General features: G+C 72.9%; 16 protein-coding genes and 2 pseudogenes. 11 read left to right on the forward strand and 7 right to left on the reverse strand.

The genetic code is table 11. From position 1 onward, the window contains the following. The first annotated feature begins 387 nt into the window (after positions 1 to 387). Positions 388 to 945: pseudogene (locus ACGF8A_RS10130) on the forward strand (GH25 family lysozyme). Between the two features lie 123 nt (positions 946 to 1068). Here the strand turns inward: ACGF8A_RS10130 and ACGF8A_RS10135 are convergent. Continuing rightward, positions 1069 to 1281, reverse strand: coding sequence for an EF-hand domain-containing protein (locus ACGF8A_RS10135; RefSeq protein WP_393106204.1), 213 nt, complete (start codon positions 1279 to 1281; stop codon positions 1069 to 1071). Positions 1282 to 1564: 283 nt separating this feature from the next. On the opposite strand from ACGF8A_RS10135, the gene ACGF8A_RS10140 reads away from it, so the two are divergent. Beyond that, a complete protein-coding gene (locus ACGF8A_RS10140) occupies positions 1565 to 2233 on the forward strand; it encodes a GNAT family N-acetyltransferase (RefSeq protein WP_393106206.1) in 669 nt (222 codons plus the stop codon). Here the strand turns inward: ACGF8A_RS10140 and ACGF8A_RS10145 are convergent. The 5 genes and pseudogenes from ACGF8A_RS10145 to ACGF8A_RS10165 form a co-directional block, all read right to left on the reverse strand. Further along, a pseudogene (locus tag ACGF8A_RS10145) lies at positions 2187 to 2354 on the reverse strand (hypothetical protein); the annotation flags it as partial. The gene ACGF8A_RS10140 and the pseudogene ACGF8A_RS10145 overlap by 47 nt on opposite strands. Before the next feature lie 48 nt (positions 2355 to 2402). Then, positions 2403 to 2906 (reverse strand): ATP-binding protein, encoded by a 504-nt coding sequence (locus tag ACGF8A_RS10150; RefSeq protein ID WP_393106208.1) that lies wholly within the window; start codon positions 2904 to 2906, stop codon positions 2403 to 2405. Between the two features lie 274 nt (positions 2907 to 3180). Further along, a complete protein-coding gene (locus ACGF8A_RS10155; protein ID WP_393106210.1) occupies positions 3181 to 3948 on the reverse strand; it encodes an enoyl-CoA hydratase/isomerase family protein in 768 nt (255 codons plus the stop codon). Positions 3949 to 4142: 194 nt separating this feature from the next. After that, positions 4143 to 5393, reverse strand: a complete 1251-nt coding sequence (locus ACGF8A_RS10160) for an Ig-like domain-containing protein (protein ID WP_393106212.1) — start codon at positions 5391 to 5393, stop codon at positions 4143 to 4145. Between the two features lie 185 nt (positions 5394 to 5578). Next, complete coding sequence (locus ACGF8A_RS10165; RefSeq protein ID WP_393106214.1) at positions 5579 to 6805, reverse strand: Ig-like domain-containing protein; 1227 nt, start codon at positions 6803 to 6805, stop codon at positions 5579 to 5581. 152 nt (positions 6806 to 6957) lie between these two features. Here ACGF8A_RS10165 and glgX point away from each other — a divergent pair, with 152 nt between their 5' ends. From glgX to ACGF8A_RS10200, 7 genes are all read left to right on the forward strand, one after another. After that, positions 6958 to 9192, forward strand: coding sequence for a glycogen debranching protein GlgX (glgX, locus tag ACGF8A_RS10170; RefSeq protein ID WP_393106216.1), 2235 nt, complete (start codon positions 6958 to 6960; stop codon positions 9190 to 9192). A gap of 107 nt (positions 9193 to 9299) precedes the next feature. Beyond that, on the forward strand, positions 9300 to 11084 hold the full coding sequence (locus tag ACGF8A_RS10175) for an ABC transporter ATP-binding protein (RefSeq protein WP_393106218.1): 1785 nt from the start codon (positions 9300 to 9302) through the stop codon (positions 11082 to 11084). After that, positions 11081 to 12937, forward strand: coding sequence for an ABC transporter ATP-binding protein (locus ACGF8A_RS10180; RefSeq protein ID WP_393106220.1), 1857 nt, complete (start codon positions 11081 to 11083; stop codon positions 12935 to 12937). The genes ACGF8A_RS10175 and ACGF8A_RS10180 overlap by 4 nt, the downstream gene beginning before the upstream one ends. Before the next feature lie 20 nt (positions 12938 to 12957). Continuing rightward, positions 12958 to 14709, forward strand: coding sequence for an ABC transporter ATP-binding protein (locus tag ACGF8A_RS10185; protein ID WP_393106252.1), 1752 nt, complete (start codon positions 12958 to 12960; stop codon positions 14707 to 14709). Continuing rightward, positions 14706 to 16490 carry an ABC transporter ATP-binding protein gene (locus ACGF8A_RS10190; RefSeq protein WP_393106222.1) on the forward strand — a complete coding sequence of 595 codons (1785 nt, stop codon included), beginning with the start codon at positions 14706 to 14708 and terminating at the stop codon, positions 16488 to 16490. The genes ACGF8A_RS10185 and ACGF8A_RS10190 overlap by 4 nt, the downstream gene beginning before the upstream one ends. Positions 16491 to 16775: 285 nt before the next feature. Beyond that, positions 16776 to 18821 carry a M4 family metallopeptidase gene (locus ACGF8A_RS10195; protein ID WP_393106224.1) on the forward strand — a complete coding sequence of 682 codons (2046 nt, stop codon included), beginning with the start codon at positions 16776 to 16778 and terminating at the stop codon, positions 18819 to 18821. Positions 18822 to 18884: 63 nt separating this feature from the next. Then, on the forward strand, positions 18885 to 19394 hold the full coding sequence (locus tag ACGF8A_RS10200) for a DUF1990 family protein (RefSeq protein WP_393106226.1): 510 nt from the start codon (positions 18885 to 18887) through the stop codon (positions 19392 to 19394). Between the two features lie 39 nt (positions 19395 to 19433). Here ACGF8A_RS10200 and ACGF8A_RS10205 read toward each other — a convergent pair whose 3' ends face one another. Beyond that, entirely contained in the window at positions 19434 to 22052 is a 2619-nt protein-coding gene (locus tag ACGF8A_RS10205) for a glycosyltransferase family 1 protein (protein WP_393106254.1), read from the reverse strand. Positions 22053 to 22322: 270 nt separating this feature from the next. On the opposite strand from ACGF8A_RS10205, the gene ACGF8A_RS10210 reads away from it, so the two are divergent. Both ACGF8A_RS10210 and ACGF8A_RS10215 read left to right on the forward strand, forming a co-directional pair. Next, entirely contained in the window at positions 22323 to 23525 is a 1203-nt protein-coding gene (locus tag ACGF8A_RS10210; RefSeq protein ID WP_393106228.1) for a S8 family peptidase, read from the forward strand. A 215-nt stretch (positions 23526 to 23740) separates the two neighbouring features. After that, positions 23741 to 24421 (forward strand): maltotransferase domain-containing protein (locus ACGF8A_RS10215; protein WP_393106230.1); only part of this gene is annotated, 681 nt, incomplete at its 3' end.

Raw genomic sequence — 24421 nt, forward strand, 5'->3', positions numbered from 1 at the left:
GATTCGCTTCGAGCGCCGGTACCTCAACGGCCCGTGCCCCCCCCACAGCTCGGCCGTGGACGACCGACGTGAACAAGGATCGTCGGTTGCGCACAAACGCCGCAGACCGTCTGACACCTCGGGAGAGCGCATGGACCGGCCCTACGTGATCGGCAGTACCAGCCGAAAGTCCCTGAGAAGTCCCTACGGGCGTGGATCGCCCCTCGCATGCTCTGGAACGTGCAGGTCAATGGCATAGCGCGCCAGGGCGCCGACATGTCCGTGAAGTACAAGGAGACGGCCCGGGGCGGGCTGGCGGTGAACATCATCGAGTGCTGAGGGCGTTCGCCCGAGCCGCTGCGGGGAATCATCGACTCCCGTCCCCCACAGCCACATCCGGGAGCCCCCGTGCTGCGTGGCATCGGCGTCAGCTCCTACCAGTCCAGCACCTACGACACCGACGGCCTCTCCTTCGTCTTCGTCAAGGCGACGGAGGGCCGTTCGTACGTGAACCCCAGACTGGCCGCCCAGCCCAGGCACGGCCGTGTCGCGGGCCTGGTCGTCGGCCTCTACCACTTCCTCCGGCCGGGCAACCTCGCCGCCCAGGCGGAGCACTTCGTGGGCAGGGCCCCCGAGCGGGCCGGCGACATACTCGCCGTCGACTGGGAAACCACGGGCGCCGGGACGCACGCGAGCAACGCGGAGAAGGACAGGTTCATCCGCACGGTGAAGCAACTGCGGCCGGACAACCGGGTGCTTCTCCACCGCAACCGCCACTACTGGCTGAACGTCGACACCACGTCCTACGCCGGGGACGGCCTGTGGATCGCGGACTACGTCACCGCGGGAAAGCCCCGCATCAGGGCGAAGTGACGCTTCCACCAGTACACGGACGACCCGGTCGACAAGAATGTCGCGGACTTCACGAGCAGGTCCGCGCTGCGGGAGTGGGCCACGAGCGCCTGACGGCGTGCGTGCCGGGACACTCGGCGTGAGTCCGTGTCCCGCCGCCGGTTTCCCGGTGACGGCCCGGTACGACGAAGGGGCGCCCGTCTCCCCCCGGGGAAGGCGGGCGCCCCCAGGGGCCCGTCACTTGTTCATGTGGGCCCAGAACTCGTCGAAGGAAAGGAGCTTGTCGCCGTCCAGGTCGCGGCTGGCGATGATGGCCTCGGCGACCGCCTCGGTGACGTTCCAGTCGCCCCCCTGCGCCAGAGCGGTCTTGAACTCCTTGGCGGTGATCCGGCCGTCACCGTCCGTGTCGATCCGCTCGAACTGCTTGCGCGCTTCCTCGATGTCCGCCACCGATCCGCCCCTCTGTCTCGTGCTGTGCCGTCGTACTGACGCAGGTCAGATTATCCGGCGACCCGAGCCTCCCGTGCGGCGACCACCCACGCGAACTCTCCGCGGTGCGCGGCGGCCGGTTCCTGACCGCTTCACCGCGGCGAGCAACTCGCGGTAACGGGTGAGACGGTCGTCGGCGCCGGTGCGCAGCCGTTGCGGTACGTCGGCGGGGTCGCCGTCCCCGTGCCTTCCAGTGGGGGACAGACTCAAGGGGCGACGGGCAGCGATGCGAGGAGCGACCGCGTTGGAGACCTTGAGGGACGTTCTGGACGCCGCCGCGCACGGCGTCTTCCCGCCGGCGGACGGCGGTACGACGGTCGTGCCCCAGCCCTCGTCCAGGGACGCGGGCGTGATCGCCTTCACCGGCCACTCCGTCGTCTTCACCGACGAGGACCCCGGCTGGGTCCACGAGACCCTGCGCATTCTGGACTGCGACGCGCTCGCGGCGACGATGAACCCCCGCTTCCTCGCCGCCTTCATGGAACGGACGGGACGCACCACGGACACGGTCGACGTGCTGACGGTGGGAGCGCCGCTGGCGGGCGAGCCACCCCTCGCGCTGAGCGAGATCCGCGACCCCGGGCATCCGAGGGTCGACCGTTCCCGCCGGCGCCGGGACGACGTGCGGGTGTGGGCCACCGAGGGCGGTGTGCTGGTACTGGGGCGCGGCGTCGCGGGGCGGCTGGAGGCCGCGGTGGAGGTGGCGGAGGCGGTACGGCACCGGGGGCTGGGGCGGGCCCTGGCGGTGGCGGCGCGGCACCTGGGCGGGGGCGAGCCGGTGTGGGCGCAGATCTCCCCGGGGAACGCCCGCAGTCTGCGGGCGTTCCAGGCGGCGGGCTACCGGCCGGTGGGGTCGGAGGCGCTGCTCAGTGCCAGGCCTCGTAGTGGGGATTGCTCTCGCAGTCGCTCATGATCTCGGCCTTGGTGGTCCTGTCCACCGAGCAGACACCGCTCACGTACGCGCGGTCGATGCCGCCCGGGAAGGCCACCTCGACCTGGTCGGCCCACTTGTGGGTGTCACCGAGGGTCCGGTCGAACGGTCACCCGTACGGCCGTGTGCCGGGTGGGGGTGCCTGCGCCGCTCAGCGGTCCGCCACCCGCATCTCGAACCAGGTCGTCTTGCCGCGCGGCAAGAGGTCCACGCCCCAGCGGTCCGAGAGCTTGTCGACCAGGTACAGGCCCCGGCCGCTGACGTCCAGCTCCTGGACCGGCATGAGGCAGGGCAGCCCGCGGGAGGGGTCACGGACCTCGATGCGGATCCAGCCCCGGCGGCGGTGCATCCGCAGGCCGAAGACGCGGGCGCCGGTGTGCCGCACGGCGTTGCCGACCAGCTCCGAGACCAGTAACACGGCGTCCTCGGTCATCCTGGCGGACAGGCCCCATTGGCGCAGGACGACGACCTGGGCGAGCCGGCGCGCCGTGGCCGCGGACTCGGGGCGGGACGGCAGCGCAACTTCCGCCTCCGTCGGGTTGCCGAACAACTCCAGGGCCCTGAGCGCCCGTTCGTCCTCGGCCGCCGGCGACCAGCGCGCCGCGGTCGCACCGCCGCGTCCTTGCGGCTGTTCGATGCCCTCCAGCCCCGCCATGCCCCCATCATGGCCGCCCGGTGCGCCACGCGGGGCCGTTCCTGGCGAATACGCCCCCCTCGGGGCGTCCTTCCGTACCCGCCGTCCGGCATATGCCGTGGGCAGTTCGGAGGCGTCAACGGCCCCTTTGACCTGCGGAGATGGGTCGACTGGCGGCAAAGGACGGACTCCCTCGACAAGACAGGCTTAAGGCTGCCTTAAGGCTTCCATAAACCGCCCCATCGAGGGACCCGGATCAGACACCGCGTCAACTGCAAGTCCTGACACGGTGATTTCAGAGAAACTTGGCCTTGCCCGGCCCCTCTTCCACGAAGCTGCGCATCCCCCGCACGCGGTCCTCCGTGGCGAACAGGCCCGCGAACCAGTTCCGTTCGACGGTGAGCCCCGTGTCGATGTCCGTCTCCAGGCCCGTGTCGATCGACTCCTTCGCCGCGCGCAGCGCCAGCGCCGGGCCCTGCGCCAGCTTCGCCGCCCACGCGTGTGCGGTGCCGTACACCTCGGCGGCCGGGACCACCCGGTCGACCAGGCCCAGGCTGAGCGCCTCGTCGGCCTTGACCATACGGCCCGTGAAGATCAGGTCCTTGGCCTTGGACGGGCCGACCAGCCGGGCCAGCCGCTGGGTGCCGCCCGCGCCCGGGATCAGGCCGAGCAGGATCTCGGGCTGGCCCAGCTTGGCGTCGTCCGCGGCGACGCGGTAGTCCGCGCACAGCGCCAGCTCACAACCGCCGCCGAGGGCGTACCCGGTGACGGCGGCGACGACCGGCTTGGGGATGCGGGCCACGGCCGTGAAGGCGTCCTGCAGGCCGCGGGCGCGCAGGACCATGGCCGTGTGGTCCATGTCCTGCATCTCCTTGATGTCCGCGCCGGCCGCGAACACCTTCTCCCCGCCGTACACGACGACCGCGCGCACGTCGTCGCGGCGTGTTGCCTCCTCGGCGAGTTCCTTGAGCCGGTCCTGCGTGGCGACGTCCAGCGCGTTCATGGGCGGGCGGTCGAGGCGGAGGGTGCCGACGCCCTCGGCGACTTCGAGATTCACGGTCATGCCAGCAGGTTAACGGGGACTAACGGCGACCGGGCCGGTGCCGTCGCTCACACCCGGCCGGAGGTCCCGGGGGTTGCCCCCGGACGGGCACGGCACGGGGACCAACGGCGGCCGGGCCGGTGCCGTCGCTCACAGCACGGGCCCGGTGCGGTCGGGCGCACCGGGACCACTCCCGCGCCGTGCTCCTCGGAGGCTCACGCCTTCCACTCCTCCCACGGCATGTTCCAGCCGTTGAGTCCGTTGTCCGGGTCCACGATCCGGTCGTTGGAGTTCTTCACCACGACCACGTCACCGATCATCGAGTTCTCGAAGAACCACGCGCCCGGTGCGCCCTTGTCCCAGCCGCCGCGCGCGTCGCGCAGGCCGATGCAGCCGTGGCTGGCGTTGTAGTTGCCGAAGGCGCCGCCGGCCCAGTAGTTGCCGTGCAGGAAGGTGCCGGAGGTGGTCAGGCGCATGGCGTGCGGGACGTCCTTGATGTCGTACTCGCCGCCGTAACCGACGGTCTCGCCGTTCATCCGCGTCACCACGTGCTTCTCGCTGATGACCATCTGGCCGTTCCAGGTCTCCATGCCGGCCTTGCCGGTGGTGACCGGGATGGTCTTGACGACCTTGCCGTCCCGCATGACCTTCATCGTCAGCTTCTTGACGTCGACGACGGAGACCTGGTCCCGGCCGATGGTGAAGGAGACGGTCTTCGACTGCTCCCCGTAGACCCCGGGGCGGCCCTCGACGCCGTCGAGGTTGAGCTTGACGGTGACCTTGGTACCGGCCTTCCAGTACTTCTCGGGCCGGAAGTCGAGCCGGTCGTTGCCGAACCAGTGGCCCTCGACGTCGACGGCGGGCTCGGTCTTGATCTCGATGGCCTTCTCGACCTCGTCGGGGTGGGTGATACCCCGGGTGAAGTTGAGGGAGAAGGGCATTCCGACGCCGACCGTGGAGCCGTCCTCGGGGGTGAAGTGACCGATGAACGTGTTCTGCGGCGTCAGGGTGGTGAAGCTGGAGGACTCGGCGGCCTCGCGGCCCGCGGAGTCCTTGGCGACCGCGTGCACCTGGTACTTGGTGGCGGCGGCCAGGTGGATGGACGGCGTCCAGCTCGCGCCGTCCTCGGATATCTCGCCGGCTATCTCGGTGCCCTTGGCGTCCTTGACGACGACCTCGGTCAGCTTGCCCTTGGCGGCGGTGACCTTCAGGGCCCCGCTGGTGTCCACGGAGTTCGCGCCGTCCTTGGGGGCTATGGTCACGGCCGCCTCGGACTGCTTGCTCTGCGTCGTCGCCGAACCCTTGTCCTTGCCGTCCCCGGACCCGGCTCCCGGGCCCCCGGAGTCCGAGCCGCCGCCACACGCCGTGACGGTCAGCAGCAGTACCCCGGCGACCATCGCCAGGCCCTTGCGTCCGCGCCCCCCGCGCGCGTCAACCGACGCCCCCGATATCGGTCGCACGTTCAACTTGTCTCCCCTCAACGGGCCCCGGACCGGACCCTCACCGGGCCCCGTGGGCCCGCTCCCCTGCGCGTCCCCGCGCGTTCGGCGCATAGTAACCACAAGGTCGGCGCGGTCGCGGCCGCGTGATTGTCACCGTTCAGTCCCAACATCGACCGGCCGCCACGGGCCACCCCGCCCCCCCGGCGGGCTCACTTCGCAGCACTGCCCGCTTTCCACTCGTTCCACCCCATGTTCCAGCCTCCGAGCCCGTTGTCGGGAGCGACCTTCTTGTCGTCGCTGTTGACGATCTCGATGACGTCCCCGACCAGGCTCCGGTCGAAGAACCAGCCCGCCGGAGTCTGCGAGCTGCCGCCCTTCTCGTCCCGCAGTCCGACGCACCCGTGGCTGACGTTCGACTCGCCGAAGGTGCCGGCCGACGCCCAGTAGTTGCCGTGCAGGAAGGTGCCGGATTCGGTGAGGCGCATGGCGTGCGGGACGTCCTTGATGTCGTACTCGCCGCCGAATCCGACCGTGCTGCCGTTCATCCGGGTCACCTCGTACATCTCGGTGACCACCATCTTCCCGTTGTACGTCGGGGTCTTGGGCGCGCCCGCGGTGATCGGCACCGTGCCGAGCAGCTCGCCGTCCCGGCGCACCTGCATGGTGTGCTTCGCCGCGTCGACCAGCGAGACCTGGCTGCGGCCGACGGTGAAGGTGACGGTCCGGTGCTGGAGCCCGTAGACGCCCGGCGCGCCCTCGACGTCCCTGAGCCGCAGGTCGACGGTGACCTCGGTGCCGGGCTCCCAGTACTTCTCGGGGCGGAGGTCGAGGCGGTCGCGGCCGAACCAGTGCGGGCGGATCTCGACGGCGGGCTCGGAGGAGACGCGCACGGCCCGTTCGACCGCGGCGCGGTCGGTGATCTCCCGGTTGAAGCCCAGGCTGACGATCATTCCGGTGCCGACCACCGAGCGGTGTTCGGGGGTGATGTACGCGATGAAGCGCTCGTCGGGGACGTACGTGGTGAAGGTGGTGTGCCGGGCGGAGCGGCGGCCGTCGCCGTCCACGGCCACCGCGTCCACCGCGTATCTGGCGGCCAGCGCGAGCTTGCCGTCGTCGGGCTGCCAGCGCCGGCCGTCCGCGGAGATCCTGCCCGGGACCGGCTGTTCCTGGGCGTCCTGGGAGCGGACGACCCGCACCGATTCCAGGCGCCCGCTGGACACTTGTACGGACAGCGTCCGGCCGGGGCGGACGCCCTTGTCGCCGTCGTCGGGCGAGACCTCGATGACGTTCCCGGGGGCCCCGGGTCTGCCGGGCGAGCCGAGCCCGCTCGCCCCGTCCGCGGTGCAGCCGGCGGCCCCGGCCAGCAGCCCTGCCCATGTCAGTACGGCGGCCAGTGCGGCCCCCGCGCGCCGCGCGCGCCCATGTACGTGCCTCACAACCGTGTCCAACGACCGGGCCCGCCCTGGGGAAACGTGAGTGCGAGGCAAGCTCTGGGCAGAACAGTGGGGAGGACGACGGGCCGGGCTCCGCGGAAGGGACGCCGCGGCCCCGGCCGACGTCGTCGACACGAGCCGCGGGAGGCTGACAGGTGTCCAGCGCAGCCGAGCAGGAGACGGTGGCCGGGCAGGGCGGACGCCCGGCCGCCGCGTTGAACGGCGCGCCGCGCGCGGCACCCGCCGCGGTGCCGGTGTGGCCGGGTGCGCCGACACCACTGGGGGCCCGGTTCCGGGTCGGCCCGGACGGGGTGGCGGGCACGAACTTCGCGCTGTGGGCGGGCGGGGCGGAGGCGGTGGAGCTGTGCCTGTTCGACGAGGAGGGCACGGAACACCGGCATCGTCTGAGCGAGCTGACCCATGAGATCTGGCACGGCTTCGTGCCGGGGGTGCTGCCCGGTCAGCGCTACGGCTACCGGGTGCACGGCCGCTGGGATCCCTGGACCGGCGCCCGGTGGAACCCGGCGAAGCTGCTGCTCGACCCGTACGCGCGCGCGGTGGACGGCGACTTCGGCCTGCCGCCGGAGGTCTACGGGCACGTCCGGGACTGGCCGCAGCAGCAGGTCGCGGACACCGTGCGCGACGAGCGGGACTCGGCGCCGTACGTGCCGAGGGGCGTCGTCGTCCACGACGACGACGACTGGTCGGACGACCACCGCCCGAAGACGCCCTGGGCCGACTCGGTGATCTACGAGCTGCACGTGCGCGGCTTCACCAAGCTGCACCCGGGGATTCCCGAGGAGCTGCGCGGTACCTACGCGGGCCTGGCCCACCCGGCGGCGGTCGAGCACCTCACGCGGCTCGGCATCACGGCCGTCGAGCTGCTGCCCGTGCACCAGTTCGCGCACGAGGACCATCTGCTGCGGCGGGGCCTGAGGAACTACTGGGGGTACAACTCCATCGGCTACTTCGCCCCGCACGCCACGTACGCCGCGTCCGGTACGCGCGGGCAGCAGGTCGGCGAGTTCAAGCGGATGGTGCGCGCGCTGCACGCGGCCGGGATCGAGGTCATTCTCGACGTCGTCTACAACCACACCGCGGAGGCGGGCGAACTGGGCCCGACGCTGTCCCTGAAGGGCATCGACAACCGCGGCTACTACCGCCTCCAGTCCGACGCCCGCCGGTACGCCGACTACACCGGCTGCGGGAACACGCTGCACGTCGTCCAGCCGCACGTGCTGCGCCTCATCACCGACTCGCTGCGCTACTGGGTGACGGAGATGGGCGTGGACGGCTTCCGCTTCGACCTGGCCGCGGCGCTGGCGCGGTCCATGCACGACGTGGACATGCTGTCCCCGTTTCTCGCCGTCATCGCGCAGGACCCGGTACTGCGGCGCGTGAAGCTGATCGCCGAGCCCTGGGACGTCGGCTCCGGCGGCTACCAGGTGGGCGCCTTCCCGCCGCTGTGGACGGAATGGAACGACCGCTACCGCGACGCCGTGCGGGACTTCTGGCGGCACGCGCTGCCCGACGTACGGGAGATGGGGTACCGGCTGTCCGGGTCCAGCGACCTGTACGCCTGGGGCGGCCGGCGGCCGTACGCGTCGGTCAACTTCATCACCGCGCACGACGGTTTCACGATGCGGGACCTCGTGTCGTACGAGCGCAAGCACAACGAGGCGAACGGCGAGGGCAACCGGGACGGCACGAACGACAACCGGGCGTGGAACTGCGGGGCGGAGGGCGAGACCGGCGAGGAGCGGGTACGGGCGCTGCGGCGGCGGCAGCTGCGCAACCTGCTGACCACGCTGCTGTTGTCGACGGGTGTGCCGATGCTGGTCGCGGGCGACGAACTGGGGCGCACCCAGCGGGGCAACAACAACGCCTACTGCCAGGACAACGAGATCAGCTGGCTGGACTGGGAGCTGCTGCGGGAACCGGGCTGGAAGGCCCTGTACGACCTGACGTCGAGGCTGATCGAGCTGCGGCACCGGCACCCGGTGCTGCGGCGCCGGGCGTTCTTCTCCGGGCGGGCGCACTCGGCGGACGGGCTGCGGGACCTGGCGTGGTTCACCGCGCGGGGCACGGAGATGACGGAACGGGACTGGTACGCCCCGGCGGCCACGCTCGGCATGTATCTGTCCGGGCGGGACATCCCGGGGCGGGACGAGCGGGGGGCGCCGATCGTGGACGACAGCTTCCTCGCCGTGCTGCACGCGGGGGAACGGCCGGTGAGCTTCGTGCTGCCGGGGCCGCCGTGGGCGGAGCGGTACGAGGTGGTCGTCGACACCTCGCAGGAGGAGCAGGCGGCGGCGCCCGGGACGGCGTACCCCGCGGGGCGGGCGATCTCGGTGCCGGCCCGGTCGGTGCTGCTGCTGAAGGTCGGGTGAGGCGCCCCGCCGGCTCTCTTCCGCGCAGGTCGTAGGACCAACGGCGGACGCCCGCCCGGCCAAAACTCGGTGGGCGTTGTCAGTGCCGATCCGTAGGCTCGCTCCTGATGCCCACGACACGTGCCACCTCGCCCCGCGACCGCTCCGCCGTCCGCTCGCTGCTGCGCCTGTGGCCCTATGTCAGGCCGGTGCGGGCCCGTCTGTTCACCGCCGCGTTCGTCGCGATCGTCGCGTCCTGCGTCGGGCTGGTGATCCCCCTCGTGCTGAAGTGGCTCGTGGACGGCCCGGTGGCCGGGCGCGACCCGGCGGGCGTGTGGCTCGGCGCGCTGTTCCTGCTGCTGCTCGGGCTGGGCGAGGCAGTGCTGTTCGGGCTGCGGCGGTGGCTCGTGGCCCGCCCGCTGGCGGGGGTCGAGGCCGCGATGCGGGCGGACCTGTACGGGCACCTCCAGCGGCTGCCGGTCGCCTTCCACGACCGGTGGGCCTCGGGGCAGTTGCTGTCGCGGGGCACGACCGATCTGATGCTGCTGCGCATGTTCCTGGCCTTCCCGCTCACCTTCCTGCTGGTCAACGGGGTGACGATTCTCGTCGGCGTGATCATCATGCTGGTGCAGGACCTGACGCTGGGGCTGGTGGTTCTCGGGCCCGCCGTACCCGTGGTCGTCAGTTGCGCGATCTTCGAGAAGCGGTACGCCGAGGTGGCGCGGCGCGCGCAGGACCAGGTCGGTGATCTCACCACGGTCGTCGAGGAGGGCGTCCTCGGCATCCGCGTCATCAAGGGGTTCGGGCGGCATCGCAGTCAGGCGCGGGCGTTCCGTGAGCTCGCGCGGACGCTGCGGGGCACCGAGCTGCGCAAGGCCCGGCTGCTGGCGGCGATCCTGAGTGTCATCGTGACGCTTCCGGAGGTGGCCGTCGGGGCGGCGCTGGTGCTGGGGGCCGTGCAGGTGGCGGACGGGACCCTGTCGGCCGGGACGCTGGTGGCCTTCCTGTCGACGGCGCTGGCCCTGCGGTGGCCGGTCGACTCGATCGGCTTCCTGCTGGCGATGAGCCAGGAGGCGGCGACGGCGACCGAGCGGTACTTCGAGGTGATGGACGCGCCACCGGAGACGGCCACGCCGGCGGTGAGCACCGTGAAGGACCCCACGGACCAGGGGCTCCGCTTCCACGCCGTCGGCTTTGGCTACCCCGACGCCCCCGCCGGCGCCCAGCCGGTCCTCGACCGCGTCGACCTGCACATCCGCCCCGGCGAGTCGATGGCCCTGGTCGGCGCGACCGGCAGCGGCAAGACCACCCTGACCGCGCTGATCCCCCGGCTGCACGAGGTGACCTCGGGCCGGATCACGCTCGACGGCGCCGACATCGCGGCCATGTCCCGCGAGGAGCTGCGCGCCAAGGTGGCCGTCGCGTTCGAGGAGCCCACCCTCTTCTCGGCGAGCGTCGGGGAGAACGTCCTCATGGGCGCCGCCCACGAGGCCGGAGCCGCCGAGCTGAAGCGCGCCCTCGCCGTCGCCCAGGCCGAGTTCGCGCACGCGTTGCCCGAGGGCACGGACACCCAGGTCGGTGAGCAGGGGCTGAGCCTGTCCGGCGGGCAGCGGCAACGCCTCGCCCTGGCCAGGGCGGTCGTGGGACGCCCGGAGTTCCTGGTCCTGGACGACCCGCTGTCGGCGCTGGACGTGCACACCGAGGCCGCCGTGGAGGCGGCGCTGCGCGAGGTGCTGGCGGGCACGACGGCCCTGATCGTGGCGCACCGCCCGTCCACGGTGCTGCTCGCCGACCGGGTCGCCCTGCTGTCCGGCGGCCGTATCACGGCCGTCGGCACCCACCACGAACTGCTGCGCGGCAACGCCGAGTACGCCCATCTGATGTCCGGGACGGAACTGGAGGCAGCCCGGTGACCGCGTCCACATCCACCCCCGCCCCCGTCACCGGCGACGAGCCGCAGCAACCCGCCGAGGCCAAGGACCCCTTCGACAAGGACGTCCTGCCCGCCCCGCCCGGCGCCACCGGCTCGCTGCTGCGGTCCCTGCTCGCGCCGATGAAGGCCCGGGTCGCCCTGACCACGCTCCTGCTGCTGCTGCAACAGGCGGCCGTGCAGTCGGGCCCGCTGCTGGTGGCGTACGCCATCGACCGCGCCGTGCCCGCGTTCCGCGCCCACGACCAGGGGCCGCTGATCGCGGTGGCGGTCGGCTATCTGCTGTGCGCGGCCGCCTCCGGCGGGCTCCAGTACGCCTTCGTCGTCACCTCCGCCCGGGTCAGCCAGGACGTGCTCCTCGATCTGCGAGGCCGGATCTTCCGCCATGCCCAGGCGCTCAGCGTCGACTTCCACGAGCGCTACACCTCGGGCCGGCTCATCTCCCGCTCGACCACCGACGTCGAGTCACTGCGCGAGCTGCTGGAGGAGGGGCTCCAGGAGCTGGTGACGGTGATCCTGTCCTGTGTGTACGTCGCGGCCATCCTGCTCTGGCTCGACCTGGGGCTCGGCGCCGTGGCGGTGGCGTCGTTCGGCCCGCTGTGGTGGCTGGTACGGCTGTACCAGCGGCGGGCGCGCCGGGTGTACACGACCCGGTCGACGGCGATCGCGGCGGTGATCGTGAAGTTCGTGGAGACGATGAACGGCATCCGCCCGGTGCGCGCGTTCCGCCGGGAGGCCGCCAACGACGCCGAGTTCCGGGTCCTGAACCGTCGGCACGAGCGGACCAACGGCGACGCGCTGCTGGAGATGGCGCGTTACGTCGTCGGGTCGCGGGTCGTCGGCAACACGGCGGTCGCGCTGATCGTCCTGTGGGGCGCCTACCGCGTCGCGGACGGCACGCTGGCGCTCGGCGTGCTCGCGGCGGCGGTGCTGTATCTGCGCCGGATGTACGACCCGATCGACCGGTTCGGCATGTTCCTCAACTCCTACCAGTCGGCGGCGGCCTCGCTGGAGAAGATCGCCGGGCTGCTGGCCCAGGCGCCCTCGGTGCCGGAACCGTCCGTACCCAGGAAACTGCCGCCCCTGGCGAGCGAGCACCCCGGCCGCGAGGTCGTCTTCGACGGCGTGCGGTTCGCCTACCGCACCGGTGGCGAGGTGCTGCCCCGCTTCGACCTGACGATCCCGGCCGGGCAGACGGTCGCGGTGGTCGGCTCCACGGGGGCGGGAAAGTCGACGCTGGCCAAGCTGCTGGCCCGGTTCTACGACCCGGCCGACGGGCGGGTGCTGCTCGACGGGGTCGACCTGCGCGAGCTGGCCGTGCCGGAGCTGCGGCGCGGGGTGGTGATGGTGACGCAGGAGTCGTTCCTGTTCTCCGGCACGGTCGCCGAGAACATCGCCATCGGGCGGCCCGACGCGAGCCGTGCGGAGATCGAGGGCGCCGCCAAGGCGATCGGCGCGCACGACTTCATCGCCGCGCTGCCCGACGGGTACGACACGGACGTCCGCAAGCGGGGCGGCCGTATCTCGGCCGGTCAGCGCCAGCTCGTGGCGTTCGCGAGGGCGTTGCTCGCCGACCCGGCGGTGCTGATCCTCGACGAGGCGACCAGTTCGCTGGACATCCCGGGTGAGCGGGCGGTGCAGCGGGCGATGGCGACCGTGCTGAAGGGCCGTACCGCCGTCGTGATCGCGCACCGGCTGTCCACGGTGGAGATCGCGGACCGGGTGCTCGTCATGGAACACGGCGGGATCGTGGAGGACGGCAGCCCGGCCGAACTCGTGGCGGGGACGGGGCGGTTCGCGGGGCTGCACCGGGCATGGCAGGACAGCCTGGCGTGATCAGGGGGGAACGGGCGGTGGTGATCGACGCGTACGAGGACCCCGGCACGCCCGACAGCCGGGGCCCGGCCCGGTACCTGTGGTGGCTGGTACGCCGCCAGTCGCGCCGTTCGGTGGCGGCGGCGCTGCTCGGGATCGTGTCGCTCGCGCTGCCCGCGGTGGTGCCGTATCTGCTGGCCCGCGCGATCGACGACGGGCTGCAGCCCGGTGACCGGGCCGCGCTGCTCGGCTGGTCGGGCGCGGTGCTGGCGGCCGGGGCGCTCGACGCCTGGCTGAACATCGCCCGGCACCGCACGATGACCCGGGTCCGGATGGACGCCAACTTCCGCACGGTCAAGGTCGTGGTCGGGCATTCCGTCCGGCTCGGCGCCTCGCTGCGCCGGCAGGTCGCCGCCGGTGAGGTCGTGACGATCGGCGTGGGTGACGTGCAGACCATCGCCGGCTCCCTGACCGTGATCGGCCCCGGTGTGGGCGCGGTGGTCGGGTACGGCGTCGTCGCCGCGCTGCTGCTCACGGTCTCCCCGCTGCTGGCCGCGGTCGTCCTGCTGGGCGTGCCGGTGATCGGCGTCCTGGTCGGGCCGCTGATGGGCCGCCTGCAGGGCGCCGAGACGGCGTACCGGGAAGGGCAGGGCGCGCTGACCGCGCGCATCGGCGACCTGGCCGGGGGGCTGCGTGTGCTGGGCGGACTCGGCGGCAAGGACCTGGTCGCCACGGCCTTCCGCCGGGACTCGCTGCGACTGCGCGACGAGGGGTACCGGGTCGGCGCGGTGACCAGCTGGATCCAGGCGCTCGGCCTCGGCCTGCCCACGGTGTTCCTGGCCGTGGTGACCTGGCTGGCGGCCCGGCTGGTGGCCCAGGGGCAGATCACGGTGGGCGAGTTGGTGTCGGTGTACGGCTATGTCGCGGTGCTGGTGGTGCCGGTGGCGTACTTCCTGGAGTTCGGCCAGCAGGTCAGCCGGGGGCTGGTGGCCGCGCGCCGGGTCGTACGGTTCCTGCGGCTCGACCCTCTGGACGACGGCGGGGCGCGCGACGCCCCCGCCGAGCCGTCCGTGCTGCACGACCCGGAGTCGGGCGTGCGGGTGCTGCCGGGGCGGCTGACCGGCCTCGCCTGCGAGCGGCCCGCCGACGCGGCGGAGATCGTCGACCGGCTCGGGCGGTACACGCCGTCGGACGCGACCTGGGGCGGCGTACGGCTGGACGGGATCACGCTCGCCCAGGTGCGGGAGCGGATCCTGGTCGCGGACCACGAGGCCGGCCTGTTCGCGGGGACGCTGCGTGAAGTGCTCCTCGGGCGGCGGACGGACGCCGGTGACGAGGCCGTCGTACGGGCCGTGCGGGCCGGCGTGGCCGAGGACGTCGTGCGCGGACTGCCCCACGGGCTCGACTCCCGGATCGACGCCCGGGGCCGCAATCTCTCCGGTGGACAGCAGCAGCGGGTGCGGCTGGTGAGGGCGCTGCTGGCCGACCCCGAGGTGCTGCTCGCCGTGGAGCCGACGTCCGCGCTGGACGCGCACACCGAGGCGGCGGTGGCCGAGCGGCTGCGGGATGCCCGCGCGGGCCGTACGACCGTCGTCACGACCACCTCGCCGCTGGTGCTCGACCGGGCGGACACCGTGTACTTCCTGGTCGACGGCAAGGTCGCGGCCAGTGGGACCCACCAGGGGCTGCTCGCGTACGAGCCCGGGTACCGGGCGCTGGTGGCGCGGGACGCGGAGGCCGGTCCCGGCACCGGGGCCGGGGCCGGCGTGGACGCCGGGGAGGCCGTGCGATGACGTCCGGACACTCGTCCGCCGCCACGGCGGACCCCACGGGCCGGCTGCCCGTCGCCGGGCCCGCCGAGGTGCGGCGGGCGCTGGCGGGGCTGGTCCGGGCCGACGGTCGGGCGTTCGCCGCCGTGCTGGCGCTCAACGCGCTGGCGGCCGGCGCCGGGCTGGCCGGACCGTGGCTGCTGGGGCTGATCGTCGACGAGGTGCGGGCGGGCGGCGGCGTGGACGTCGTCGACCGGCTGGCGCTCGCCCTGCTCGGGTGCGCGCTCGCGCAGTTGCTGCTGTCCCGGTGGGCGCGGTACGCCGGGCACCGGTTCGGGGAGCGGACGCTGGCCCGGATCCGGGAGCGGTTCGTGGACCGGGCGCTGTCGCTGCCCGCCTCGGTGGTGGAGCGGGCCGGCGCCGGCGATCTGACGGCCCGCGGCACCGCCGACGTCACGACCGTCGGCACCACGCTGCGGGACGCCGGCCCCGCGCTGCTGATCGCCTCGTTGCAGGTGCTGTTCCTGCTCGGCGCGGTCGTCGCGCTGGACCCGCTGCTGGGCTGCTGCGCGCTGCTGAGCTGGCTCGGCATCTGGTTCCCGCTGCGCTGGTACCTGCGCCGGGCGCGCTCCGCCTACCTCGACGAGGGAGCGGCCACCTCGGACGTCGCCGAGGTCCTCGCGGCCACGGCGGCCGGCGCCCGCACCGTCGAGGCGTTCGGGCTCCACGGGCGGCGGATCGCGGCGAGCCGGGACGCGCTGGCTCAGGCGCGGCGCACCCGCCTGTACACGCTCCGGCTGCGCAGTGTGTTCTTCCCGGCGGCGGACTTCGCGTACGCCTTCCCGGTGGTGGGCGTGCTGCTGGTGGGGGGCTTCCTGCAGGAGCGGGGCGCGGTGAGCCTGGGCGCGGTGGTGGCGGCCGCGCTGTACCTGCGGCAGGTCACCGAGCCGCTGGACACGATCCTGATCCGGGTCGAGCAACTGCAGATGAGCAACGCCTCCTTCGCCCGCGTCGAGGGCCTGGCGCTGGCGCCCCGGACGGCTCCGGCCGACTGCCCCGACCCGGACGGCGACCGGATCGACGTGACCGGGGTGCGCTACTCCTACGACCGGGGCGGCGAGGTCCTGCGCGGTGTCGACCTGACGATCCGGCCCGGGGAGCGGCTGGCGGTCGTCGGCCCGTCCGGCGCGGGGAAGTCCACGCTGAGCCGGCTGCTGGCCGGCGTCGACGCGCCGGACGCGGGCAGTGTGACGGTCGGCGGGGTGCCGGTCGCCGGTCTGGGGCCGGATCGGCTGCGCCGCCAGGTCGTGCTGGTGACGCAGGAGCACCACGTGTTCCTGGGCACGGTCCGCGACAACCTGCTGATCGCCGAACCGGCCGCCACGGACGCCCGGTTGTGGGCCGCGCTCGGCGCGGTCGGCGCCGACGACTGGGTGCGCGAGCTGCCCGGCGGGCTCGGCGCCGAGCTGGGCACCGGAGCGTTCCTCACCGACGGCCCACAGGCCCAGCAACTCGCCCTCGCCCGGGTCGTGCTGGCCGACCCGCACACCCTGATCCTCGACGAGGCCACCGCCCTGCTCGACCCGGCGACCGCCCGGCACACCGAGCGCGCCCTGGCCGCCGTGCTCCGGGGCCGTACGGTCATCGCCGTCGCACACCGGCTGCACACCGCGCACGACGCGGACCGGGTGGCGGTGATGGAGGCGGGGCGGATCACCGAACTCGGCACGCACGAGGAGCTGGTGGCGGCGCACGGGGCCTATGCGCGGCTGTGGCGGACCTGGCACGGGGAGCCCGCCGGGTAGGGGAGCCGCGGGGGCACCACCGGCCGGCGCGAACCGTCCTGTTCGTATACCGAACGCGAACTCCCGGACAACGAACCGTTTCCGGCCATACTTTTGACGCGCTCCTGACATGTCACGCGCCGGGTGTCACGCTTCTCACGGCCACTCCACAGCAACCCCACCTCCCTGCCGCTGTGTTGTTCCCGTGGCCCTGCGCACCTGGTTTCGCGTTCTGCCCGGACGGCTCACTCGCCGCCCGGATCTCCCCTGGCCGCGTGACCCGCGGCCACGCAGAAGGAGTCAGTGTTGAGAAGCAGTTACTCGTCGAGCAACGGTTCCTCCCACAGACGCACCCCCCGCGTCGCGGCCGTCGCCCTCGTCGGCGTCGCCGCGTTCCTCGCCGCCGCCGTGCAGTCCGGCGCCGCGGCAGCCCCGGACAAGGCGCCCTCGGCGGCGGCGAAGGCCGACCCCGGCTCCCTGCCCGTGAAGCTCACTCCCGCCCAGCGCGCGGCGCTGATCCGCGAGGCCGACGCCGGCACGGCGGACACAACCCGCGAACTCGGCCTGGGCAGCCAGGAGAAGCTCCTGGTCCGGGATGTCGTCAAGGACGCCGACGGCACGGTCCACACCCGCTACGAGCGGACGTACGCCGGTCTGCCGGTCCTCGGTGGTGATCTGGTCGTCGCGACGTCGAAGGCCGGCGCGACCGAGAGCGTCACCAAGGCCACCCGCGCCACCGTCGCGGTGCCCTCGCTCAAGCCCGCGATCGCCGGGGCGCAGGCGGAGCGGCAGGCGCTGGCCGCCGCCCGCGCCGAGGACGCCAGGAGCCCCGAGGTCAGCGGTGAGCCGCGCAAGGTCGTCTGGGCGGCGAGCGGCACACCGGTCCTCGCCTACGAGACCGTCGTCGGCGGCCTCCAGCACGACGGCACCCCGCAGGAACTGCACGTCGTCACCGACGCCACCACCGGCGAGAAGCTGTACGAGTGGGAGGCCGTCAAGAGCGGCACCGGGCACACGGTGTACAGCGGCACGGTCCCGCTCACCACGACCCAGTCCGGTTCGACGTACAACCTCACGGACGGGGCACGCGGCAACCACCGCACCTACAACCTCAACCGCGGCACCTCCGGCACCGGCACGCTCTTCTCCGGCCCGGACGACGTCTGGGGCGACGGCAGCCCCTCCAACCTGGAGTCGGCCGGCGCCGACGTCCACTACGGGGCCGCGCTGACCTGGGACTACTACAAGAACGTGCACGGCCGCAACGGCATCCGCGGCGACGGCGTCGGCGCCTACTCACGGGTCCACTACGGCAACAACTACGTCAACGCGTTCTGGCAGGACAGCTGCTTCTGCATGACCTACGGCGACGGGGCCGGCAACGCCAACCCGCTCACCTCGATCGACGTGGCCGCGCACGAGATGACGCACGGCCTGACGTCGGCGACCGCGAGGCTGATCTACAGCGGCGAGTCCGGCGGTCTGAACGAGGCGACCTCCGACATCCTCGCGGCGGGCGTCGAGTTCGACGCGAACAACGCCTCCGACCCCGGCGACTACCTCGTCGGCGAGGAGATCGACATCAACGGCGACGGCACCCCGCTGCGCTACATGGACAAGCCGAGCAAGGACGGCGCGTCCAAGGACAACTGGTACTCGGGCATCGGCTCGATCGACGTGCACTACTCCTCGGGCCCCGCGAACCACTTCTTCTACCTGCTGAGCGAGGGCAGCGGCGCCAAGGTCGTCAACGGCGTCAGCTACGACTCGCCCACCGCGGACGGGCTGCCGGTGACCGGCATCGGCCGGGCCAAGGCCGAGCAGATCTGGTTCAGGGCGCTCACCACGAAGTTCACGTCCACCACCAACTACGCGGGCGCCCGCACCGGCACGCTCGCGGTCGCCGGTGAGCTGTACGGCACGACGAGCGCCGAGTACAAGGCGGTGCAGGACGCGTGGGCGGGCGTCGCGGTCGGTTCGCGTCCGGGCGGCCCGGGCGGCGGCACCTCCTTCGAGAACACCGCCGACGTGCCGATACCGGACAACGGGGCGGCCGTGACCTCCTCGGTCTCCGTGTCCGGGCGGACGGGCAACGCCCCGGCCGACCTCCAGGTCGGCGTGGACATCGTGCACACCTGGCGCGGTGACCTGGTGATCGACCTGCTGGCCCCGGACGGGACGGCGTACCGTCTGAAGAACTTCAGCTCCTCGGACTCGGCGGACGACGTCCGGACCACCTACACCGTCAACGCCTCCTCCGAGGTCGCCAACGGCACCTGGCGGCTGCGGGTGCAGGACCGGGCGGCACGGGACACCGGCTACATCAACAGCTGGAAGCTGACGTTCCCGTAGACCCTTCGTGAGGGCGGCACCCGGCGGGCGGCCGACGCCGGGTGCCGCCCTACTCTTGGCCGCATGTCGTTCACGTACGAGGATGTCGGCGCGACCCGCGAGGCCGGGTTCTGCCCACCCGGCTTCCACCCCCTGCACGTGCGCACCCGGATCGGCGAGGGCGAGCGGGTGTTCCGCCGGGCCGCCGAGGCCCTGTGCACCTGGGAGGTGCACCGCGCGACCGGCATGGGCATCGAGGCCGGCGCCGACCGCGCCGCCCCCGGCGTCGACGTCACCGTCACCCTCGCCGGCCTGGTCAAGGCGCCCTGCCGGGTCGTCTGGACGGTCTCCGAACACCGCCGCGCAGGCTGGGCCTACGGCACGCTGAGCGGCCACCCCGAGTGCGGCGAGGAGGCGTTCGTGGTGGAACGGACGGGGGACGGCACGGTGTGGCTCACCGTGTCGGCGTTCAGCCGGCCCGCGAAGTGGTACGCCCGCGCGGGCGGGCCGGCGAACCGGGGGCTTCAGGCGGCGTACGCGAGGCGGTGCGGGAAGGTACTCCGCCAGCTGTGCGAGCCGGAGAACGAGTACTGACTCCCCGGGGTCCCCGTGGACCCTGGGGGCGCGCCACGTTCAGCGCATCAGCACCCCCGCCCCCTCCACCACCTCCTCCGGCGGGACCGCCACCAGCCCCAGCTCCGCGCTGGTCGCCAGCAGCCGGTGCGCGGGCAGGATCCGCACCGTGTAGCCGTACGGCCCCGTCCGGTCCAGCGACAGCGGTCCCTCGTAGACCCAGCGTCCTTCGAGGTCCCCTCCGCCCGCCGGTTTCAGCGGGACCGCCGTGGCGTCGGCGATGCGGTCCTCGGGGTCCACCCGGCCGGAGACCGCCTGGACCTCCACGTCGTCGGGGGCGAGGTCACCGAGGGCCACCCGGACGCGGAGGGTGAGGGTCGAGCCGAGTTCGGCCGTCGCAGTGGTCGCGGAGGTCTCGACGTGGTCGACCCGTACGCCGTGCCAGGACCGGCGCACCCGGGCCTTCCACTCGGCCAGTTCGCGGGCCGCGTCCGGCTCCATCGCGCGGTGGGCGCGGGCCGCGGGAGCGTACAGCCGCTCGACGTACTCGCCGACCATACGGCCCGCCAGCACCTTCGGGCCGAGCAGCATCAGCGTCCGGCGGACCATCTCGATCCACCGGTCGGGCAGGCCGCCGGGGCCGTGCTCGTAGAAGCGGGGGGTGATCCGCTGCTCCAGCAGGTCGTACAGGGCCGCCGCCTCGATGGCGTCGCGGCGGTCGGGGTCCGTGCCCGCGCCGTCGGCGGTAGGGATCGCCCAGCCGAAGTCGGGCTGGAACCACTCGTCCCACCAGCCGTCCATGACGGACAGGTTGAGGCAGCCGTTGAGCGCCGCCTTCATGCCGCTGGTGCCGCAGGCCTCCAGGGGGCGCAGCGGGTTGTTCAGCCAGATGTCGCAGCCGGGGTAGAGCTTCTGCGCCATCGCCATGCCGTAGTCGGGCAGGAAGACGATCCGGTGCCGCACCCGCGGGTCGTCGGCGAACCGGACCAGCTCCTGGATCAGCCGCTTGCCGCCGTCGTCGGCCGGGTGCGCCTTGCCGGCGACGACGATCTGGATCGGCCGTTCGGGGTGCAGCATCAGCTCCATCAGCCGGTCGCGGTCACGCAGCATCAGCGTCAGGCGCTTGTACGACGGGACGCGCCGCGCGAACCCGATGGTGAGGACGTCCGGGTCGAGCACGCCGTCGATCCAGCCCAGCTCGGCCGTGCCCGCCCCGCGCTGCCGCCAGGAGGCCCGCAGCCGCTCCCGCACCTCGGTCACCAGCTGTTCGCGCAGCTCGCGGCGGAGTTCCCAGATGTCCTGGGCGGGGATGTCGGCGACGGCGTCCCAGCGGTCCTCGCCGGCGCCCGTGAAGGCGTCCTCGGCGCGCTGTGCGCCCACCTGCCGGGCGCCGAGCCGCAAGACCTCGGGGGCGACCCAGGTCGGCGCGTGCACCCCGTTGGTGACGGAGGTGATCGGCACCTCGTCGGCGTCGAACCCGGACCAGAGCCCGGAGAACATCCCGCGGCTGACGTTGCCGTGCAGCAGGGAGACGCCGTTGGCGCGCTGGGCCAGGCGCAGGCCCATCACGGCCATGTTGAAGAGGTTGGGCTCGCCGCCCGGGTACGTCTCCATGCCGAGCCGCAGGATCCGCTCGACGTCGATACGGGGAAGCTCGGCGTCGGGCCCGAAGTGCCGCGCGACCAGCTCGCGGTCGAAGCGGTCGATGCCGGCCGGGACGGGCGTGTGGGTGGTGAAGACGGTACCGGCGCGCACGGCCTCCAGCCCGGAGTCGAAGTCGAGGCCCGCGTCGCACAGTTCGGCGATCCGCTCCAGCCCCAGGAACCCCGCGTGCCCCTCGTTGGTGTGGAAGACCTCGGGCCCGGGATGCCCGGTGAGCCGGCAGTACGTCCGCACGGCCCGCACACCCCCTATGCCCAGCAGCATCTCCTGCAGCAGCCGGTGCTCACTGCCGCCGCCGTACAGCCGGTCCGTCACGCCGCGCTCGCCGAGGTCGTTCTCCTCGACGTCCGAGTCGAGCATCAGCAGCGGGACCCGGCCGACCTGGGCCAGCCAGATCCGGGCGCGCAGCTGCCGGCCGCCGGGGAGGGCGAGGCTGACCTGGGCGGGCGTGCCGTCCTCCTCGTTGAGCAGGGCGACGGGCAGCTCGTTGGGGTCGAGTACGGGGTAGTGCTCCTGCTGCCAGCCGTCGCGCGAGAGGGTCTGGCGGAAGTAGCCGTGCCGGTAGAGCAGCCCCACCCCGATCAGCGGTACGCCGAGGTCGCTGGCCGCCTTGAGGTGGTCGCCGGCGAGGATGCCGAGGCCGCCGGAGTACTGCGGCAGGGCCGCCGTGATGCCGAACTCCGGGGAGAAGTAGGCGACGGCGGCGGGCAGGTCACCGGGCTGCGCCTGGTACCAGCGGTCGCCGGTGACGTAGTCGCCCAGGTCGCCGGCGACGGTGGTCAGCCGGCGGAGGAAGCGGCGGTCCTCGGCCAGCTCGGCGAGCCGCGCGGGCGGGACGCTGCCCAGCAGCCGCACCGGGTCACCGCCCGAGGCGGCCCACCGCTGCGGATCGACGGACTTCAACAGCTCGCGCGTCTCCGGGTGCCAGGACCAGCGCAGGTTCCGCGCGAGATCGCTGAGCGGCCGGAGGGGTTCGGGGAGAACGGGTCGGACGGTGAATCGACGGATCGCCTTCACATTCCACCTCGTCAGCATGCGTCGAAGGACGCACCGCGGTGTGCGTCCCGTCATCGCTATCGACGGTAGTGGCTTCCCGGCGTCGCCGTGGCCGACTCCGGGCGCGCCCCTGGAATGACCTTCATCCGCCCCTGATGGGTGATATGGCCGATTCCGCACGCACACACGTCCTTGTGGTGGTTCACACCGCACGAGAAGCTGCCGGACGGCATACCGCCGCGGCGCACCGGCGTGGCGGTGGGCAACGAGTCCAGGAGGGGGACGCAGAGCATGGCATGGACGCGATCATGGCGTCTGCGCCGGGTGGGGGGCCTGACCGCGGTGGCGTGTGCCGTGGTCCTCTCGGCCGGGGCCCCACCCGCGCAGGCGGCACCCGAGGGACGGACGGCCGGGGCCGCGGTACCCGGCTCCGTCGGCGGCGCTTACGTGGTGACGCTCAAGGGGGGTACGACGGCCGCCTCGCCGGAGGGAAGGAGGATCGCCGACGAGTACGGGGTGAGAATCGGCCATATTTACGGCACCGTGCTCAACGGGTTCGCCGTCCGGGCCGACGAGGGACAGGCGCGACGGCTCGCGGCCGATCCGCGGGTCGCCGCCGTGGCGCCGGACAGCCCGGTGGCCGCCGGACACACCCTGCGCGATCCGTCGTCCTGGGGACTGGACCGCGTCGACCAGCAGCATCCGCGGCTCGACCGGCGCTACACCTCGCCGGACTCGGCCGGGAGCGGTGTCACGGTGTACGTGATCGACACCGGGATCCGCATCACCCACGAGGAGTTCGGCGGGCGGGCCGGCTACGGCTGGGACTTCGTCGGCAGGGACAAGTCCGCAGGTGACGGCAACGGGCACGGCACGCACGTCGCCGCCACCGTCGCCGGCCGCAGCCTCGGCGTGGCCAGGAGGGCCAGGGTCGTGTCCGTCCGTGTTCTCGACAACGCCGGCCGCGGTACGACCTCCCGGGTCATCGCCGGGATCGACTGGGTGACCAGGCACGCCCGCAAGCCGGCCGTCGCCAACCTCAGCCTGGGCGGCCCGCGCAACGCCCAACTGGACGCCGCCGTACGCAGGTCCGTCGCCTCCGGAGTCACGTACACCGTCGCCGCGGGCAACAACGGCTCCGCGGCGGGGCGCTGGTCCCCGGCCGGCGTCCGCGAGGCGATCACCGCCGGGGCCACCGGCCGCACCGGCATCCGGCCCTCCTTCTCCAACCACGGCCCGGCGCTGGACCTGTTCGCACCGGGCGTGTCGATCACCTCCGCGAGCCACCGCGGCGACGCCGGCAGGGCGGTCCTCTCCGGCACCTCGATGGCGTCTCCGCACGTGGCGGGCGCCGCCGCGCTGTATCTGGCGGATCGTCCGAAGGCCACGCCGGCGCAGGTCTCCAGGGCGCTGGTGGCCGGCGCGGCCACCGGCAAGGTCTCCGGACGGGGCCCCGGTTCACCGAACGAACTTCTCCAGGTCCCGCGGTCGTAGCGGCGCATTCCAGACCTCGTGCCAGCATCGGCCCCGTTCGTCCGGAACGGGGCCGGTCTTGTGCGTAGACATACGCGTGGGTAGTTAACAAAGTGCCGGATTGCCCACCCGAACAGGGTGGGAAGGCTCCAGCGGTACGCCCCACCGGCACACCCGGTACGACCCCACCTCCCCACAGCCATCCGCCCACCCAGTTGACGCGGAACGGAGCGGTGATGCCCGCAACGCACCACTCGTCAGCACCTCCGACCACCAGTACCGACAGCACGGAAGCACCACCTGTGCGCCCGGCCGACGCCGGACCGCCCGCCCCGGAGCCAACCGCCGCGGGAGACGGCACGGCCGTCGGGCGCATACCGGTCCTCGACGTCCGGCCCGTCGTCCAGCACGGGCGCCGGCCCGCGAAGGCGGTGACCGGCGAGACGTTCGAGATCTCTGCCACCGTGTTCCGCGAGGGCCATGACGCGGTCGCGGCCAACCTCGTGCTGAGGGATCCGGACGGCCTGCCCGGCCCCTGGACGCCGATGCGCGAACTCGCCCCCGGAACCGACCGATGGGGAGCCACCGTCACCGCCGGCCGGCCCGGCCTGTGGACGTACACCGTCGAGGCGTGGGATGACCCGGTCAGCACCTGGCGCCACCACGCCCAGATCAAGATCCCTGCGGGGATCGACACGGACCTGGTCCTGGAGGAGGGCGCGCGGCTGCACGAGCGCGCCGCCGAAGGGACGCGCGCCGGCGACCGGTCCGTGCTCCTCAGCGCCGTCGCCGCCCTGCGCGACGGCTCCCGGGCCGCCGCCTCCCGCCTCGCCGCGGCGTTGACGCCGGAGGTGGACGCGGTGCTCGCGCGGTATCCGCTGCGGGAGTTGGTGACCGCTTCCGGGGCGTTGCCGTTG

Source organism: Streptomyces sp. NPDC047706, from assembly GCF_043204795.1.
Lineage (GTDB): Bacteria > Actinomycetota > Actinomycetes > Streptomycetales > Streptomycetaceae > Streptomyces.

Excerpts from the sequence above, each read along its gene's own strand:
- ACGF8A_RS10150 (WP_393106208.1), bottom strand. The coding sequence starts at position 2,906 with ATGGCGGGGCTGGAGGGCATCGAACAGCCGCAAGGACGCGGCGGTGCG.
- ACGF8A_RS10155 (WP_393106210.1), bottom strand. The coding sequence starts at position 3,948 with ATGACCGTGAATCTCGAAGTCGCCGAGGGCGTCGGCACCCTCCGCCTC.
- ACGF8A_RS10175 (WP_393106218.1), top strand. The coding sequence starts at position 9,300 with ATGCCCACGACACGTGCCACCTCGCCCCGCGACCGCTCCGCCGTCCGC.
- ACGF8A_RS10190 (WP_393106222.1), top strand. The coding sequence starts at position 14,706 with ATGACGTCCGGACACTCGTCCGCCGCCACGGCGGACCCCACGGGCCGG.
- ACGF8A_RS10200 (WP_393106226.1), top strand. The coding sequence starts at position 18,885 with ATGTCGTTCACGTACGAGGATGTCGGCGCGACCCGCGAGGCCGGGTTC.
- ACGF8A_RS10210 (WP_393106228.1), top strand. The coding sequence starts at position 22,323 with ATGGCATGGACGCGATCATGGCGTCTGCGCCGGGTGGGGGGCCTGACC.